Raw genomic sequence first — 17,385 nt, forward strand, 5'->3', positions numbered from 1 at the left:
CTCACTTGACGGCCCCGGCCGTCAGGCCCGCCACGATCTGCCGTTGCGCAAACACCGTCAATATCAGCACGGGCAAGGTGACAATCAACGCCGCCGCCGCCAGCGGACCCCAACTGACCTGCTCGAACGAGAGCATGTTGTAGACTGCGACCGGAAGCGTGCGTGTCTCGCGGCTGGCGAGCACGATGCCGAAGACGAAGTTGTTCCACGAGAAGATGACTGACAGGATGAAGGCGACCACGATGCCCGGCCTTGCGATCGGCAAGGCGACCAGCCGGAAAACCTGCCAGGGTGTTGCGCCGTCGATGCTTGCAGCCTCTTCCAGCTCCATCGGCGTCGTCTCGAAATAACCGATCATGATCCACACGACGATCGGCACGGTGACCACGAGATGGATAATGATCTGCGGCATGAGCGTGCCGAGCAGATTCAGCCACTGGAACAGCAGGAAGAGCGGGATCAGGAAAGAAAGGCCGGGCGTCATGCGCGCGATCATGATGACCATCGCGGACTTCTCCGCCTTCAGCCGCGCGATGCCATATCCGGCGGGCACGCCGATCAGCAGCGCCAGAAGCGTGGCCGCACCCGTCACCAGCACCGAATTCCAGAGATAGAGGAAGAAGTTGTTCTCTTCGAAGACCTTCAGATAGTTCGACCAGGCCAAGCGCTCCGGAATGAAGATCGGCGGATAGGCGCCGTTGTCGATCTCATATTTCAGCGACAGCGAGATCATCCAGAGGAAGAACAGGACGACAGGCGAGATCATCACCAAAGCAACAAACAGCAGTCCGATGCGATCGAGTGTCTTGCGCTTCATCAGCGTGCCTCCCCGTCCGACCAATTTACGCGCTGCCGGAGCATCATAAGGACGAAGGAGAGCAGGACGATGAGGATGAAGAAGACAACCGCCATGGCCGAGCCATAGCCGATGTCGTAGTAGGCGAAAGCCGTGTTGTAGAGATAGATGTTGATCGTCTCCGACGCCGTGCCGGGGCCGCCTTGGGTCATGGCATAGATGATGTCGAAACTTTTCACCGCATCGATGCTGCGGATAATCACGGCAATCATCAGGAACGGCGCGATCATCGGCAGCGTCAGATAGCGGAATTTCTGCCAGACATTGGCTCCGTCGATTTCAGCACTTTCATAGGGCTCGCGCGGAACCGCCGCCAGACCGCCAAGCACGATCAGCATGATAAGCGGCGTCCACTGCCAGGTCTCGACCAGCACCAGCGACGGGATGACGCTGCTCTGATTATAGATCCACTCCTGCGGGCCGATGTCGATGAAGGAGAGGAGATAGTTAAGGACGCCGAGCTGCGGATGGAACATCATCGTCCAGACGAGTGCGATGGCGACCGGTGTCGCCATCATCGGCATCACGAATATGCCGCGTATAAGACCGCGCAGTGGAAATTGAGCATCGAAGATCAGGGCCGCGAGCGTCCCCAGAAAAAGGGGAACCACCACCGAGAGCGTCGTATAGAGCACCGTATGCCACAGCGACTCCCAAAAGCGCATGTCGGTGGCGAGGCGCGCGTAATTGTCCAGCCCAGCAAAGACCTGCGATTGGCCGAGCGTCCAGCTGTTGACGCTCATCCACACAGTAAACACCCATGGAAAGACGATGACCGCGGCTATGACGATGAGCGCCGGGATGACAAAGGGCCAGTAGTTGGGAGCAAACCGATCCGGTTTGCTCCTTCCTTTCGACCTCTTGGCCACTGCGGTCGTTTCGATACTTGTCGAGGCCATTATCCCTCGCTTTTCGCCAGGACGGGTTCGAACTGTGCCGTCGCTGCCTTCAGTTCGGTTTCAGGATCGGCGCCGCCGATCATGTTGGTAAGACCGACGCCATAAACGTCACGGAACTCGGTGACCGGAATGATGACCGGCAGCGCGAGCTTCGAGATCTTGCCGGAACCGACGACGGCATCAAGCCATGCGCTCGGCATTTTGACACCTTCACGGACTTTCGCATCCTCGAGGACAGACTGGCGGAAAGGAACGCCGGCGCCGGCCTGCAGCAGACGTGCGCCCATTTCATGCGAAATCGCCCATTGGCAGAAGAGGTACCCGGCCTCTTTTTTCTGGCTTGCCGCGACGACGCCAAGCCCGTCGCCGAAGGTGCCTGCGGCCTGTGCCTTCGGACCTTTCGGCATGATGCCGTAACCGACCTGGCCGACGACGCGTGACTTTTCCGGATTCTCGATCGGCGGCGCAAAACCGACGCCGTCCAGCCACATGCCGATCTTGCCCTGCAGGAAGGCCGACTGCGCCTCGGCCCAGTTGAAGCCGGAGACGCCGGGAGGGGCGGTCTTGGTCATCAGCCTTTGGTAAAGCTTGGCCGCATCGATCGCTTCTTGCGATGTTGTGCGCAGCTTGCCATCAGGGCCGAGCGGGCTCGAACCATAACCGAGCAGCAGCGACGTCCAGACCGGCGTATTGGCGTTCTTCAGGCCGCGGGCGACGAAACCGTAGGTGTTGGTGGAAGGATCGGTGAGCGCCTCCGCAGCACTGGCGAGTTCTTCGAACGTCGTCGGGTAGGCAAGCCCCTTCTTCTCGAACAGCGCCTTGTTCCAATAGATGATCCAGTAATCGACCGAGAATGGAAGCGAACGCAGAACGCCGTCCGGATCTTTGGCAAAAGTCAGGCCGGCTTCGGCGAAGTCGCTTTCAACCAGAGACGGGTCGGTCAGAGAGGGGTCCTTGAGGAAACCGCTGATATCGGCAAGCCAGCCGCCCTTTTCGAACTGCCGCTTCTGGACATGATAGCTCATGTGCACTACGTCGAAGCTCGGCTTGCCGGAGCTCAGCTCGATGGTCGTCTTCTGACGCTGCTGTTGTTCGGGAGTCGCTTCGGCATTGACCTTGATGCCGGTGAGCTCCTCGAATTCAGGCAGGTACTTCAGAAGTATTTCGCTGCGAGGGCTCTTGACCAGGTTGACTTCGAGCGTCGTGCCGGCAAAGCGCTTCCAATCGACCGCAGCCGATGCCAGCCGCACGCCGAGCATGCTGCTGGCCCCAAAAGCGGCCGTACCCGCCAGAAAGCCGCGTCTCGTCGGATTTAAAAACGATGACATGTGATTCCTCCTCCTTTTGCCGGCGATCTCCTCACCCCCGGCTGTTTATTTCCGATTATATCCTGAGCGCACGATCTCTTGCATGATTGATGTGTGCGACAAGGCTGTTGACGGCGTCCTCCGCCGATCGTCGTTCGATTGCCTCGAGCACCTTGAGGTGCTCGCCCATGACAGGTCCGACGTGACCATCGATGCGAAAACGATCCTGACTGATCAGGCGCATCTTGATCGAGTTCACCCGGTAGGCGTTCGAGATGATGGTATTTCCTAAAGCATCGATAAAGGCGTCGTGCATGCCCCAATCGACAGCTTGCGCGTGCACTTCCAATTCGTGCGATCCATCGCCGTTTCGAATGGCATCGGCAATATCCCGATGCTGTTTCAAAAGCTTGGCGATCGTCTCGTCAGACGCGGAGCGGGTGAAAAGCGCAACAGCTTCCTTCTCCAGGAAGACGCGCAGCTGAAACGCCTCGCGAATGAGGTTAAGGTCGATATGAGCGATCTGCAAACCCCGCTGGGGCACTGTCTTGATCAGCCCTTCGGCTTCGAGCCTCGGGATAAGTTCGCGGATGGCGCCAAGCGTCAGCCCCGTCAGCTCGACGAGGCGACGCTGCGAAACGAACTGGCCGGGGCGCACATCACGCGCAAGAAGGTGGCGTGTGAAGCTTTCATACGCCTTTTCCCGCAGTGTCGGCTGCTCGTCGGTTCCGTCCATCGCCTCTCCCAGAAACATGTCCGCCCTATGCCGCTTTCGAGCGGAAAAGAGTATCGAAGGCACGAAAGAGTTGCGCCTGCCCTTCTGCGGATATTGAGACGAGTGGCGGACGAACCGCAAGCCAGATTTCATCCGACGTCACGTGAGTGACCATGGTTTTGACGGCCGCAGTCACCGGAAATTTCAGCAGTTCCTCCACGAAATCCTCGATGCGGGAATCGTCCATGCCTTCCTCCGCCATCAGCTTGACCTCGCGTGGCACGAAATTCGCCATGCCGGAGATCGCACCCTGGCCGCCAAGCCGCACGCCCCTCGCCAGGTGACGTTCGTCCCCCACCAGGATGACGAGATCGCCATGCGCCTTCAATAGTGCTTCCGTGAAAGGCCAGTCGCCGGAGGAATCCTTGACGCCGATAACGATGTTGGGAAAGGCGGTCCGCAGCCGGGCGATCAACGATACGGTCAGCGGAACCATGGTGAGCGAGGGAATGTTGTAGACGATAATGTCTCGCGCCTTGTCGCCGAGGATGGCGAATACAGCCGAAAACCACTGGAAGACGCCGTCATCACTCACGTTCTTGAAATAGGAAGGGGGAGCAAGGAGGATATTTCGGGCTCCTTTGGAAAGCGCGTGACCTGCCAGCATCGCGGCATCCTCTGCCGCGTCGACCAGCACGCCGACGATGATTTGCTTTGCTGCTATCCCGCTATCAAGCATGGAAGCGAAGACACGTTCACGTTCCTGCGTTCCGATGGAAGAGCCTTCACCCGTCGTCCCGAACAACGTAACGCTCGAGCATCCGGCCGAGAGGCTGCGCCGCGCCTGCTCGATCATCGCCTCGATCGCGATATCGCCATTGCTGTCGAACGGTGTCGCAAGCGCGACCGAGAGCCCGAATTTCTGTGTCAACTATGCTTCCTCCCAATTACCGCGTCAGACGTAGCAGACTAACATGTTAGCTGTAAAGAGGTGATTACACACCGCCTCGTTACGCGATTGTCGCGGCCGTAGCTTCCTTACGATCAACTGGCGTGCCTTGCTGCCGGTCCGTTCGCCCGAACGAGCGCCATCAGCATCGGGCCGATTGCAAACTCGCCCCTTTCGGTCCTTCGGGACAGATCCCTGAGGTAACCACCGGGCGAGTTAATGTGCCCTCCCCTTTCCAGGATACAGGCGATCACGGTTGCGGCGTTTTCCGGCCCCATACCGGAGCAGGCTTCCTCATAGGCCGAGGGACTGACGCCGAGCATCGAGCGGACAACGACGGCGGCCGACATCAGGTCTCGCCAGTTACCGATGGTTCCGCCTGGCCCGTAGTCGAGAATACTGGGGCAGGCCTGGAGGACGAGGCCGAGCGGGAAGGATTTCAGGCTTGGCCCGGCCCCTGGATCGACCGCGCCTCCCGCCCTGTTGCCCATCCCGCCGGACAGCTTCGGCTGTTTCAATCTTCGCTCGTCCGGCGGCCCGGCGTTCGGTTCATCATCGGCTGCTGCCTTTTCGCCCTGCTTCGTTTCGAAGCTTGGTTCAAGTTCATAAGTGGAGTCGGGATTTGAATTCTGTTTGTGACGCTCAATTTGAGACTCATTGGCGTCTATTTTTTTCGTTTTTATCCGTCTTTCCAGCACGTTGACGATCTCGGTACGCAGCAGCCCCATCTCGTCAAGCAACGGTGCCAGTTCTTCTGCGGTCGCCACGCGCGGAATCCGGGTAAGGAGCGTTCGAAACATCGCCGAAATGCCTTCCCAATCACCGGAAACCCCTTCTTCGATAGCCGTCGCGATCAGCTTGGAGACATCGCGCCGGCCCACCGTCAGGCGTTCCCTGGTCACCCGCAACAGTTCCCGGTCGGCAACCGCCTGGGCGGCCAGGCTTTCGATCTCGACCGCACGCGCCAGAAGCGGCGCGACGCTGAAGCCAAAGGCCTCGCCGATGGCCCCTGCCCTATCGCGGCGCGCATAGCGCTTTCCGTTCGGACTGTCCTTGCGCAGGATCAGGCCGGCGTCGACCAGGACGGCAAGATGCCGCCTGAGGGTGGCCGGCGTCATGCCGCGAGCACGCAGCGACAGCTGCGCATTCGACGGGAAGACAATCAGGCCCTTCTCCTCGGAAATCTCGTCGTCTGGGTAGAAGGTCAAAAGCGCATCGAGCACCGTCAACGCCCGATCGGTCACGCCGAGCGCCGGCCGCGCCTCACAGATCGCCCTGAACAGCTTCCACTTGCTGCGCTTCATTCCCGGCTCGATGGTCTCGGCCAATTGCTGACTTGCCAGCATGCCAAGCGACATCGGCCGCCGCCCGAAGGGCGTCGTCACATATCCACTCTCCATTTGCCTTCACCTTCGTTCAGGCAAAAGAAAACCATCCACCAATTTGGTGCCTAAGACGCTTGACTGTGATTCGTGGAAATGCGATTCTCGATGTGCTTAAGATCTGAGAAGGGCTTCCACGACGGCGTCGTTGGGGGCCTTTTTCTTTTGCGCTCTACGCTCCTCTGTCCTTGTTGAACTCCTGGAACAGGCCCTTCAGCCGTTCCTGGACGAATTGATCGAAACCGGGCGCGATCTTGCCGTCGAAGACGAAGGTCGCACCGGATACTGTCTTCTTGATCATGACAGGCACGCCAGTAACCTGGGTTTTGGCCACCGCCGGCTTCGGCGCAGCCGTCTTCTTCGTTGCCAGAACGAGTGCCCGCTGAAACCGCTCGTCGCTCGAAATTTTGCGCGTGTCGTCCGCGGACAACTCCGCGATGATCTTCTCGACGTCGGCTTTCTCAAGCCGCTCGCCCAATTCCAACCATCGCCGGCGGCCGATATCAGGTGCCGCACCGATGGCGTTGACGAGCCTCAGGGGGACCTGTCGTATGACGATCAGCATTCTCGACAGCGCCGCCTTGTCCACGCCGAGAGCCGCCATAATGACATCGCGGCCAAAGCTGCGTTCCTCGAGCCGCGATGCAAAGAGCGCGCGCTCGATGTAGGAGAGATTGGTTCGAGCGCTGTTTTCCTGTCCCTGGCTGACGACCAGTTGACCGTCGGTGAGATCGCGGACGACCGCGCGCACCCTGATGCCGATTTCTCGGGCGGCAGCCAGGCGACGATGGCCATAGGCGACTTGGTAGCGTCCCCTGGTTTCGGGATGTGGGCGGACTAGGATCGGAACCTGCTGCCCGTGCTCACGGATTTGCTCGACGAGCTGTGCGAGTTCGGCCGCATCGATCGCCAATCGGTCGCTGACGAAGGAAGCGTCGATCAGGCCGGGATCGAGTTCGACGATGGTCTGGCCGGTGGCAAGCTGCCGTTCCAGTTCACTCGCACGCTCCATTTTCTCGGTAATGTTGCCGAGCGTTTTCGTAATGCCGCCGACAGGCGCAGCACTGCGCTCCTGCGGCACGAATCCGGCGATCGGACGATTGTCGCGTGGTGCGACCGCGTCCATCCTTTCCGGGTTCGGAGCGGAAATTTCGATGAGGTTCTTGCGCGCCATCTATCTATTTCCTTCCCCAGGTCGAGCGAATATGCGCCTCGATCTCGCCATTAACGAGGTTGAGGGATTCCAGCGCCCGATCGTAGGTTCCGCGTGTGAACTGCGACCGCTCGACCTCGTAGAGAGTCTGCTTGGTGACGCCGGCATCGGCGACCGCCGTCGATTTCACCATGGCATTGTGCAGCATTCGATTGCCGAAGATCGCCCGCATGAAGCCGGTCATCTGGCTTTGCGGTCCGTCGTTCGGCTCGAACCGGGTCACGAGATAGCGCATCCAGTCATAGCTGGTACGTCCGCCAGCCTTTTCGACGACCGACATCAGCTCACTCGTCATCGTCAGAAACTGCGACATCGACATGACATCCAGCATCTGCGGGTGGACCGTGATCAAGACCGAGGTTGCAGCGCAGAGCGCCGACATCGTGAGGAAACCCAGCTGTGGCGGGCAGTCGATAACCACGACGTCATAAAGGCTTTCGATCTCCGTCAGGACTTCGCCGATGCGGGCAAAGAACATCGTCTCCGCCGTCCCCGACGCCATCGCCTTCGGCGTCTCGTGCTCGAATTCCATCAGCTCGAGATTGCCCGGAATGAGATGGAGATTTGGCGTGTAGGTGGCGCGCACGATGTCGGCGATGGGGCGCGGCTCCTCATATCGGATCGCACCGTAGATCGTTTCGCCCTCTCCGACGTCGAACTCCGGCTGATGACCGAACAAGGCGGACAAGGAGGCCTGCGGATCGAGGTCGACGGCGAGCACGCGGTAGCCTCGCAGCGCCATGAACTGCGCCAGATGGGCCGCAGTGGTGGTCTTGCCCGAGCCGCCCTTGAAATTCATGACGGAGATGATCTGGAGCTTCTCGCCCGGCCTGCGAGCCGGCACATATTTCGGCGTTCCGTTTCGCTCGTCGAGGACCCGGCGAATGCGATCCATATCCGTTGCACTGTAAAGCCGCCGTCCGTTTGCGAGCGGATCGGGCCCATGGCCGTCGGCGGCCACCTGGCGGAGATAACCTTCTCCGATGCCGATAAAGGCAGCAGCTTCCGCCGGCGAAAATGTTCTGATCGTCTTTTGCGACAGCGGGGGGAAGATTTTTGCCTGATGCTGCTGAAGTTGATAGGATAACTCCTTCGCATCTGTTGCCAGAAGCGATGGGAGGTGCTCTTGATCGTCCTGAACAGCAAGACTCGGCTGCATGATCTTTTTCCCAGGTAACTGCGCAATTTTTAACGAAAGCGCTTCAGTTGCGCAGTTACTATATGCCCCGATTCGTTACCAATTTACAAATGCTTAACCAAACCGCCCGTTTCAGCCGATCGAGACGGCTGACGACATGACACAGATTTCAGGTGATTCGCGCATTGCCGACGGCTCGAAGTAACTGATACCAACGGTGGCTTTCCAGCCGACCGGGAGGTCAATGGCGTCGCCGTATAAATCCACTTTATCAATAGCTTGGGCGCTGTCTCTCATTTCCGCGCTTATCGTCCTCCGTTTCCGGAAAATCTTTCTGCAGCATAAAGAGATTGCCCTTGCCAGCCTTCCTCCAGCCCGAAGCGGCATCAGGCGACGTCACCGTCAGGCCGCCGATATCGGCAGGCGGCGCAAATGCCTGGCGGCAGGAGAAGAGGCCGAAAAGCACGAGAACGAAACCCAAGGCTGATTTGACCCGGCCGATCCGATCGATATGCGCGTTGCCCATGCGCCCCTGCCCTTGCGTTTCGACTACCGCCGACGGATTTGGAGCCGGGTGCGGCCATTTCAACCCCGAGCTTTCATGAAGGTTTCTTGAGGTCTGATCGCAAAGCTCAGAGCGAGCGATGCGAAACTTTCGCCTGTCGATTTCTCATGAAACCATCCCGATGCCGCTTTGCAAGCAACGAGAACTCGGTCGAGTTCAAGAAGCGCGGCAGGATCTTGAAGTTCATCCTGTTCGGCTCCGATGCCCAGGATAGATGGGCCGATCAACCTTTCGTCGTGAAGGCAATAGCGATCTGATTTTGATCAGCTCATTGTCATAGCGGCCCGTCACGACGACCTGCAGGCTGCACGCGACGAGCCTGATATTCACCAAAGTGAGAATAAAACAGACGTTGCAGTCGTTGCACTCAGTTCCCAGGCTTCTCGTCGTTTTGCAGCGGCAAGCCGGCTGCCTGCAGTCCTACAAAAAACCGCTCTTGGTCTTCGATCCGCACCAGCCGACTGGCGACCTCCTGTTTAATATTCGGGATCAACGCCGGTGAGTGGAGCTCGATCCAGTCGAGTTGCTCCTTTGCCTCGGCCTTCTTTCCCATGGAGCCGAGGATAGCGACCAGCACGAGACGATGCATCGGATTGTAATTGAGGTCCGACATGCGGGACCATAATTCCGCAGCCTGTGTATCCCCTCGCATGAAGGCGCAAAGCGCCATTCCCACCTCGTAATATCCGCGGGGGCCAGCATTTTTGCTGACGACCGCAGAAATCAGCTCGCATCCCCTGCCCCATTGGCCCGACATCGACAAGCGCAAGCCGTATTCACCGGCCACTTCAGTGTCGTTCGGATTGCTGGCATAGGCCGCCTCGCCGGCGCGCATGGCCCCGGCCAAATCTCCACCGAAAAAATTGGCAAGCATGAGGGCCTGAAGTGCGCGCGCATTCTTTGGGTCGAGTTGCACGGCGCGCTCTGCAAATTTCTTTGCGACGCCAAGCGTGGCGACGGTCGGCCTTGTGTTCAACTGATACGGAAAGCGAAACTCATCAAGATAGGTCAGGGACAACAAGGCCGTGGCATTGGAATCGGCCGATTTTTCCTCAACTGACAGTTGCAGACAGGTTTTTGCCATTTCGTGTGCACGGGCAGTCATTTCGCTGCGGTAGCTGTAATAGGACAAGACACATGAAAAGGCGTCCGCGCCATTAGCGATATTGGCGGTATCGGTCTGGAACATGACGCCAAATGGACGCGCGACTGCCGTTGCAATTTGTTCGGCAAGACTTGCCTGCGTTTTCAGGATGCCCTGCACTTTCATGTCGGCATCGTAATTGCTCGCCCAGATAACGGCCCCATCCGTCCGCCGTACAAGCCGCGCGGTTGAACGCAGCATGCTGCTTTCCAATCGCACGCCTCCCTGAAGGGCATAAAGCGGCTCTGGCGAAATCTGCCCCTCTCTGGACCGCGGCAAGTCGGTAACGACGACAATGTCGTTAAAGGGAACTAGCTTTTCAATAATGTCGTCGGTGATGCCCTGCGAAATGTCCAACGCAAGTCTCCCGTCGGAACTGCTTTCGAAGCGCTCGACGACAATGATCGGGCGACTGCCGACTCCGGATGCTATCTCAGTTCCCGCGTCAAGCGGCCTGTCATGCTGAAGCAGCGCGGCGGCCGAGAGAAGACTTAACAACACGCCTCCGGCAAGGAGCCAATTTCGGGATCGTGACAATTGGGGATTTGCCGTAATTCGCTTGATTACATCCCCGGGGGCATCAATCCGTTGTAAGCCCTCCTCCGAAGATATCGGCCATTCGGATTGCGGCATCGCTAACGTTTCAACGCCCGGCCTCACGTCGAAGACCGGAGCATAGCCGCCCCTCGGAATCGTGATGATGACCCGGTCGGCGCTGCCGGCAGTCAGATAATAGTGCTCCAGCTCTCTGCGCAGCCGCCCTGCTTCGATGCGCACGCATGGATCCTGCTGGGCGTCGAAATTCGCATCTCTGCCAAAAACGGCTTGCGCGATGGTAAACGCCTTTAAATAGTCGCGACGACCGGCAAGCGTTTCAGTCACGACAAATTCCAGGAATCGTCTCGCCCGCTCGGGAAGGCGAAATTCCGGACTGGAAAGAATGCGCTCGAGTTGCTGCTGCACTTCTTCGTGTGAAGCCAAGCCGCTGCCAGTCGCACCAACACCTGCACTTGTCATCGGTTCCCCGCCAGTTTCCGATTGCAAACAACCTGCAGTATAATGCTTCAAACAATAGTCCCGACTTGTCAGAACGGCAACGCCATTCGACAGAACCAGCTGATCGGGACAAACTAACTTTCGGCCACCGACGTTCAGGGAGGGGCAGAGAGCCTCATGCCAGCGTAAGATACAGTATACTACCGAAGCGGACGTGTATTTTACTGCCCTAGCCTCCCCGCGCGCCTTATCATTTCCGCGCATTATGGAGGAAGCGACGATGACATCACCTGAGACGCCAACATCCAATCCGATGACAAGCGCAGAGGATCTGCGCAAGCGTGCTCTGGAGCTTCAGCTTCTCGAAATGGAGCGCAACGAAAAGATCAAATCGCGGGAGGCAAAGAAACATGCCGAATTCGTGGAGGATTTTTTTCGCAAGCAAATCGGTGAAGCGGAACGCGCCGTTATCAAGCGGCTCGTGATGAAGGCAGCTGCGGACGGCAAGTACGAGGCCCTGATCTACAGCTTCCCCTCGACTTTCTGCACCGATAGCGGTCGAGCTATCAATAATAATCTTCCCGGATGGCAGAAGACGCTGCAGGGAAGGGCAAAGGAGCTTCTGGAACTGTTCGAGGAGGTTGCCAAGCCACAGGGCTACGGGCTCAAGGCGATGATCATCAACTTCCCCGACGGCATGCCGGGCGACGTGGGCTTCTTCCTGACCTGGGAACCGCCTGTCGAGTGACTGACCGACGGAGCGATTCCAAGCGAAGGAACCACAATTGAAAGCGACTGAAATCGAGCGCAAGTTTCTGGTCCGCGACGACAGTTGGCGTCATTGCGCCGACAATGGGCAGGTCCTACAGCAGGCTTATCTGTCCCACCGCAATCAGAGCTGCGTGCGCGTTCGCCTGATTGACGGACATTGTGGATACCTCACAATTAAGTTCCCCATGTCACGCCTCGCTAAAGAGGAATATGAGTACGAAATTCCCGTCGGCGAGGCACGTGATCTTCTGCTCGCCGCCGGTCACATTCTCGAGAAAACCCGCTACCGCGTTCTTCATGACGATAGACATTGGCAGGTGGACGTCTTTGCGGAACCGTACGAAGGATTGACGCTCGCCGAGATCGAAATGGCGAGCGAGGATGAGCGCTTCACGCTGCCGCAATGGCTTGGACGCGAGGTAACGGGCAACAACCGGTACTCCAACCGCGCCATGGCCGCTGCCTCGCGTGTGTCGGCCATAGCGCAGGGAGCCACCGGCTGGGATCCTACTCGCCTACGATGGTCCAATCGGCATCCGGATTGAAATCTTTTATCGCCGCGGCCCGCGCTTCGGTTTGCGGGCCGAGATCGCGCTGGTAGATGGCACTCCTCCCGTTGACGACAAATGTCTGCACGCCGGTCACCCGGTATTTGACCGGCCAAGCGATAAGGGCAAAGCCGCCCGTCATGTAGCCGTTGACGATATAGCTTTTCTTGCCCTCAAGGACTTGGTCTCCCTGTGCAGTCAGGATGCGATAGCGATAGCCAAAGTAACCTTCCCCGCGTTTGGCGGCGCCGAAGGCCGCCGTCTCGACCAGCGCGCTTGCCGGGCTTTCCTCGGGATAGACGTTCGGATCCCAGTATAGGCCATCAAGTTTGCCCGGACTGCTGATCAATTTCTTCGCGAACTCATAAATGCCATCGCCGTCACGATCCTCGGATGCGTATTGATACTGCGCCGCGACATATTCGTGCATCGTATCAAGGGTGGCGAGTTCATTTTCTCCGATGCGGCGGTTGATGATCTCTTCGAAACCGCGCTGGGTGTCAAAGGACCATTTGCCGTCCTTGCCTTCGGTCAGCGGAAACGGCAGCGGCCAGAGCCGATCGCCGATCGCAACGATCTTCATGCCTGCAGAATCCCGCAGGACCACTTGACGCTCGGCGCCCTCGCGGATCAATCCGTAGGCGATCATCGCCTCATTGCTCGAGCGCAGCTTGTCTGGCTTCAAGCCGAGCAGAGCGGCAAGATCGTCGATACTGTCGGAACTCAGGGCAGATTTCAGTTTGTCTAGAGCAAGCGATGGATTGTCGAATTTCGGCGACGGCGTTGCCGCCTTGTATTCGGCGAGATCTGTCTGCACTTGGGAGAGCGCCGGTGCCGCCGGCATTGCGCAAAGCACCGTCGCAAGCATAAACGGAATTGCGATCGATTGACGTCTCATGATGTAACTCCTTGAGCTAGAAAGAGGTTTTACCGCCGTCCGCCGCCACCGCCGCGTCCACGGCCGCCACCGCCGCGACTCGGCATTGGGCGCGACCGCTGCTGGGGGGGACGCGCTGACTGGCGATGGGCGCCCATGCTCTGCGCTCCCCGCTTTGAGGAGACAGCCTCGCGACGACCGGACTGGACGTTGCCAAGCGCGCTTGGTTGCCGTCCGCGATTGTCAGGTCTGGCGGCCATCTGCGGCTTGTTGGGCTTCTTGACGGATTTCTGCGCAGGCTTTGACGGACGATTGGCTGCCTTCTGAGGACGCGCCTCGGGCCGGGATGCAGCCGGGCGATTGGCGGCCGTAGGCCTATTTCCCTGCGGCCGCTCCTTCAGTCCCTGCGCCGTGCTTTTGCGAATATCTTCCGCTCGCGCCGAATTGGCGCGATTCGCGGGTCTCTGGCTCGCCTGGATATCGTTAGCCCTGTTGCGCAACTGGTTGCGATTGTCGGCCTGCAGCCCGGACTTGATCGCCGATCGGTCCAGCTTCGAAATCTGGTCCTTGCCGATACTCAGCTTGCTGCGATCGACATTGCTCCAATCGACGTCGTTCCATTTCAGCTTTCCGTTGAAGTTACGGTCGTTCAGGCAATTGTTGCAGTCGATATCGATATCGCCATCCCAGCGGCCACCCCATACACCCCAGTCATCCCAGTTGACGACGGCTGCCCAGGCAAGGCCGGTCACCGCGCCGGCAAAGAACGTCGCCCCGGGATAATAATAGTTGTCGTAATAATCGGGGTAATAAGAGACCGGCGCTGACGCATAGTCCGGCTCATAGAGCATTTCCGGCGGATATTGCGGGATATAGATCTTTTCCGGATCGGTTGGCCGGATGATGATGTTGTCGTTTTCGGTAACAACCGTCACCTTGTCATCCGTCTTGATGATGTTCTTTGCCACCGCTTCGTCGCGAAGCTGCTGGATGGCAATCAGGACATCCTTCTGCTGGTTGGCGAGCGCATCGGCGAGCGATTGGGTCCAGTCGAGATCCTCGCTCATCATCTTGACGATGTCTGGATAGTTGAGAAGCGAGACGACACTGCCGTCCCAATCACTCTTGGGCTTGAGATCGGAATTTTTCTTCTTCGCCTCCAGGAACCGCTGCGCCTCGATAATCTGGAGAGGAAAGAGCGAGGCAGCTGAAATTGCCGCGACCAACTCGTCCGGATAGAGCGCGATCCGTGCCACCAGTACTTCTAGCTCATCATCCGACAGAAGCGCGGTTTCGGGTTGGTCGGCACTCGTCTGTGCGGGTGCCGTTGCCGGCGCAGGGGTCTGGGCTCGCGCCGGGAGGGCCGGCTGGAACGCAATGATTGCGAGAGCCGACAATCCACCAAGCAGTTTGCGAGATATTGCTTTCATAACGCACGTACCTCCCTAGGATCATTGAATGACAGAAGCGCTTACGGAGATTTCGGGCCGGTCGGCGGCGACCGCCTGAGCACCACAATTTTCGATTGGGCGATCGCCTCCCCCATTTCTTTCAACAGGGCGTCGACGAGATCTGTATATTCCTGCCGCCGCGCCTCTCGAACCGCCTCCGGTAGCCGCTCGATATGTGCCAGAGCCTGCGCCGCAGCAGCGAGATCCTCACACATGCTGTGAAAGGGCTCGTCTACATAGAAAAGCCGCTGCACCAGCCGCTTCTGTTCGGGAAAAGAAGTTTCTGCCGTCTCGAGGGCGGACAAGTATGTCGAACCACTTTCTCCCGACACCATCCCCGCCTCCGCCGTCGAACTACGCTAAGCAGATGCAAGGGACTATATAACAGGCGGATCGTCGAGAGACGTAAAATACGCGATCTTACGTTAGCCGGCTTCCGAAAAACTCGGGAAATTCCGCACACGGAAACTCGAATGGCATCATCTCACGGACCCCACCTCTTTAGTTTCCGCAGAGACGTTCTTGTCGCACGGGCCGACTACCAAGCCGCCCGTGTAGCTTACGTGATGCTACGGGTCTTTGGGCCAAAGCGGGTCTAGAATTTCATGGTCGACAGCGACGGAACGGTGTGAATTCAGATCATGCCGGGCGGCGTCGTCGCGGAGGTCGCGGTCTATACCCACCACTGGCACCACGTGGCAGTTCTGCGAAAAGTGCTTCTGCGCATGAGCAGCTGGATGAACTTCGTGTTCCTGGAACATTGAAATGAGACGCCGATCCTTTCGGCATCAGCGATGCAAACGTGATGCCGGCAAGGTGCAGAGAAACATGTCAGGAGGCCGCGGTGATAGCCAATCTTCCGATCCTGCGTGGCCTGGCCGGTTTCAATCGAGACTGGCTCCGCAGTGACATTCCGGCTGGACTTTCGATTGCGGCCGTGGGCTTGCCGAGCGCCATCGCCTATCCGGCGATCGCCGGTCTGCCGCCTGAAACCGGCATCTACGCCAGCATCGTTGGTCCGATTGCCTACGCGATCTTCGGTCCTTCCCGGCTGTTGGTCATCGGCCCCGACGCCGCCACAATGACGGTACTTGCGGCTGCGATGGCGGCGATCATTGCGGCAGAGCCCGCCGCCGCCGGCATCGATCGGGTCGCCATCGCCTCGACCCTTGCCCTCGGGGTCGGTTTCTTTTGCATCGCTGCAAAGCTGCTGAAGCTCGGCGTCCTGGCAAGTTTTCTCTCCCGCCCCATCCTTGTCGGTTTCTTCGCAGGCGTGTCCCTCTCGATCCTGGTCGGCCAGATCGGTCGTTTTACCGGAGTGAAGATCGAGTCGGAGGGATTGATCCCGCCGCTCCTCGAGATTCTCCGCAAGAGCGCTTCGATCCATTGGCCGTCGCTCCTTTTCGGCCTGCTCATGTTCGCATTGCTATGGGCAGTCCGGGCCTTCCCGGTCAAGGTCCCCGGCCCCGTTCTGGTCGTCGTCCTGTCGGTCGTTCTTTCCGCAATCTTTGATTTTCAGGGACGAGGCATCGCCGTCGTCGGCGACATTCCGAGCGGGCTGCCGATGCTCTCCTTGCCAGCACTCCATCAGATGCCGCTCGACAAGATCGTGCTCGGCTCCGCTGCGATCTTTCTTGTGAGCTTCGGCGCCGGCATCGTAGCCGCGCGCAGCTTCGCATCGCGGACCGGCGAAGAGGTCGATGCAAATCAGGAACTGATCGGCCTTGGCGCCGCCAATATCGCGCCCGGCCTCTTCGGTTCGTTTCCGATCAGCGTATCGGATTCGAGAACCGCCATAAACCTGTCGACCGGCGGCGTCTCTCAAGCTTCAGGTTTGGTTTCGGCCGCCACGCTGATTGCGGCACTTGTTTTCCTTCATAGTGCCTTGCGGATACTTCCAATCCCTGCGCTCGCGGCAATCCTTGCAACGGCAGCCATCAGCCTTATCGATGTTCATGAGCTCAAAAAGATCTGGCGCATCAGTCGCATGGAATTCGTCTTTGCGCTGATCGCAATGTGGGGCGCAATCAGCTTCGGCGTTCTCAACGGCGTAATCGTCGCCGTTGCCGCAACCCTTGTCTATCTGGTGCGCAAGACGATGTTCCCGCGCGACGGCCTTCTTGGCCGCATCCAGGGACGGCACGGTTTCTTCGACCTGGCCCGCTTTCCGGAAGCACGCCCCGTCGAGGGTGCGGCAGTCTTCGCGATCCAGGGCAACATCCTGTTCTACAACGCCGATTACCTGCGTATGCGGCTGACGACGATTGCGAAGGAGCTCACGGCCGGAACAAGGTGCTTTGTGCTGGATGCCAGCGCTATCACACATATTGATAGCACTGGCGCGACCGCGCTCGCCGCTGTGGCCGAGATCCTTGCGAAGCGAGATATCATCTTCGCAATCGCCGACCTCAGCGAAGAAAGCCGCGACATTCTCGACCGCGCTGGAGTGATCAAGGCGATCGGCGCTCACAACCTTTTCAATGGCAGGGAAGAAGCCCTGACGGCGCTCACGAGCAAGAATAGCCAAGCGGGCGATGCCGGTTCGGCAAGCACTGAGCTTTAGACGCGAAGGAG

16 protein-coding genes and 2 pseudogenes are annotated in these 17,385 nt (G+C 58.7%); 5 read left to right on the forward strand and 13 right to left on the reverse strand.

Features of this window, described 5'->3' with window-relative positions:
- Nucleotide 1: 1 nt before the first annotated feature.
- From BS629_RS36105 to BS629_RS36145, 9 genes and pseudogenes are all read right to left on the reverse strand, one after another.
- Nucleotides 2–817, reverse strand: coding sequence for a carbohydrate ABC transporter permease (locus tag BS629_RS36105; RefSeq protein WP_003550140.1), 816 nt, complete (start codon nucleotides 815–817; stop codon nucleotides 2–4).
- Nucleotides 817–1,755 (reverse strand): carbohydrate ABC transporter permease, encoded by a 939-nt coding sequence (locus tag BS629_RS36110; RefSeq protein ID WP_018245750.1) that lies wholly within the window; start codon nucleotides 1,753–1,755, stop codon nucleotides 817–819. The genes BS629_RS36105 and BS629_RS36110 overlap by 1 nt, the downstream gene beginning before the upstream one ends.
- On the reverse strand, nucleotides 1,755–3,083 hold the full coding sequence (locus tag BS629_RS36115; RefSeq protein WP_018245751.1) for an ABC transporter substrate-binding protein: 1,329 nt from the start codon (nucleotides 3,081–3,083) through the stop codon (nucleotides 1,755–1,757). Before BS629_RS36115 ends, BS629_RS36110 begins: the two co-directional genes overlap by 1 nt.
- Nucleotides 3,084–3,138: 55 nt before the next feature.
- Entirely contained in the window at nucleotides 3,139–3,816 is a 678-nt protein-coding gene (locus tag BS629_RS36120) for a GntR family transcriptional regulator (RefSeq protein WP_018245752.1), read from the reverse strand.
- A gap of 7 nt (nucleotides 3,817–3,823) precedes the next feature.
- Entirely contained in the window at nucleotides 3,824–4,708 is an 885-nt protein-coding gene (locus BS629_RS36125) for a dihydrodipicolinate synthase family protein (RefSeq protein ID WP_018245753.1), read from the reverse strand.
- 113 nt (nucleotides 4,709–4,821) lie between these two features.
- Entirely contained in the window at nucleotides 4,822–6,126 is a 1,305-nt protein-coding gene (gene repC, locus BS629_RS36130) for a plasmid replication protein RepC (protein ID WP_077988798.1), read from the reverse strand.
- A gap of 154 nt (nucleotides 6,127–6,280) precedes the next feature.
- The gene (repB, locus tag BS629_RS36135) at nucleotides 6,281–7,282 is read right to left on the reverse strand and encodes a plasmid partitioning protein RepB (protein ID WP_018245755.1); all 1,002 of its coding nucleotides are present in this window, start codon (nucleotides 7,280–7,282) and stop codon (nucleotides 6,281–6,283) included.
- Between the two features lie 4 nt (nucleotides 7,283–7,286).
- A complete protein-coding gene (repA, locus tag BS629_RS36140; protein WP_018245756.1) occupies nucleotides 7,287–8,480 on the reverse strand; it encodes a plasmid partitioning protein RepA in 1,194 nt (397 codons plus the stop codon).
- A gap of 274 nt (nucleotides 8,481–8,754) precedes the next feature.
- Nucleotides 8,755–8,985: pseudogene (locus tag BS629_RS36145) on the reverse strand (hypothetical protein); the annotation flags it as partial.
- A 146-nt stretch (nucleotides 8,986–9,131) separates the two neighbouring features.
- Here BS629_RS36145 and BS629_RS39440 point away from each other — a divergent pair.
- On the forward strand, nucleotides 9,132–9,281 hold the full coding sequence (locus BS629_RS39440; RefSeq protein WP_018245759.1) for a hypothetical protein: 150 nt from the start codon (nucleotides 9,132–9,134) through the stop codon (nucleotides 9,279–9,281).
- Between the two features lie 110 nt (nucleotides 9,282–9,391).
- Here BS629_RS39440 and BS629_RS36150 read toward each other — a convergent pair whose 3' ends face one another.
- Nucleotides 9,392–11,185, reverse strand: a complete 1,794-nt coding sequence (locus BS629_RS36150) for a tetratricopeptide repeat protein (protein WP_018245760.1) — start codon at nucleotides 11,183–11,185, stop codon at nucleotides 9,392–9,394.
- Nucleotides 11,186–11,444: 259 nt separating this feature from the next.
- Between BS629_RS36150 and BS629_RS36155 the strand changes: the two genes are divergently transcribed.
- Nucleotides 11,445–11,912, forward strand: coding sequence for a hypothetical protein (locus BS629_RS36155; protein WP_018245761.1), 468 nt, complete (start codon nucleotides 11,445–11,447; stop codon nucleotides 11,910–11,912).
- A 37-nt stretch (nucleotides 11,913–11,949) separates the two neighbouring features.
- Nucleotides 11,950–12,480 carry a CYTH domain-containing protein gene (locus BS629_RS36160; RefSeq protein ID WP_018245762.1) on the forward strand — a complete coding sequence of 177 codons (531 nt, stop codon included), beginning with the start codon at nucleotides 11,950–11,952 and terminating at the stop codon, nucleotides 12,478–12,480.
- On the opposite strand, the gene BS629_RS36165 is transcribed toward BS629_RS36160, so the two are convergent.
- Genes BS629_RS36165 through BS629_RS36175 form a run of 3 tightly spaced genes read right to left on the reverse strand, consistent with a single transcriptional unit; the run spans nucleotide 12,443 to nucleotide 15,146 of the window.
- The gene (locus BS629_RS36165) at nucleotides 12,443–13,381 is read right to left on the reverse strand and encodes a DUF2950 family protein (RefSeq protein WP_018245763.1); all 939 of its coding nucleotides are present in this window, start codon (nucleotides 13,379–13,381) and stop codon (nucleotides 12,443–12,445) included. The genes BS629_RS36160 and BS629_RS36165 overlap by 38 nt on opposite strands.
- A gap of 29 nt (nucleotides 13,382–13,410) precedes the next feature.
- Nucleotides 13,411–14,790 (reverse strand): DUF3300 domain-containing protein, encoded by a 1,380-nt coding sequence (locus tag BS629_RS36170; protein ID WP_077988799.1) that lies wholly within the window; start codon nucleotides 14,788–14,790, stop codon nucleotides 13,411–13,413.
- A 41-nt stretch (nucleotides 14,791–14,831) separates the two neighbouring features.
- On the reverse strand, nucleotides 14,832–15,146 hold the full coding sequence (locus BS629_RS36175; RefSeq protein ID WP_018245765.1) for a hypothetical protein: 315 nt from the start codon (nucleotides 15,144–15,146) through the stop codon (nucleotides 14,832–14,834).
- Between the two features lie 306 nt (nucleotides 15,147–15,452).
- Between BS629_RS36175 and BS629_RS40405 the strand changes: the two are divergent.
- A pseudogene (locus BS629_RS40405) lies at nucleotides 15,453–15,575 on the forward strand (HlyD family secretion protein); the annotation flags it as partial.
- 80 nt (nucleotides 15,576–15,655) lie between these two features.
- The gene (locus BS629_RS36180; RefSeq protein ID WP_018245767.1) at nucleotides 15,656–17,374 is read left to right on the forward strand and encodes a SulP family inorganic anion transporter; all 1,719 of its coding nucleotides are present in this window, start codon (nucleotides 15,656–15,658) and stop codon (nucleotides 17,372–17,374) included.
- The last annotated feature ends 11 nt before the right edge of the window (nucleotides 17,375–17,385 follow it).

Origin of the sequence: Rhizobium leguminosarum bv. viciae USDA 2370 (assembly GCF_002008365.1) — a bacterium.
GTDB lineage: Bacteria > Pseudomonadota > Alphaproteobacteria > Rhizobiales > Rhizobiaceae > Rhizobium > Rhizobium leguminosarum.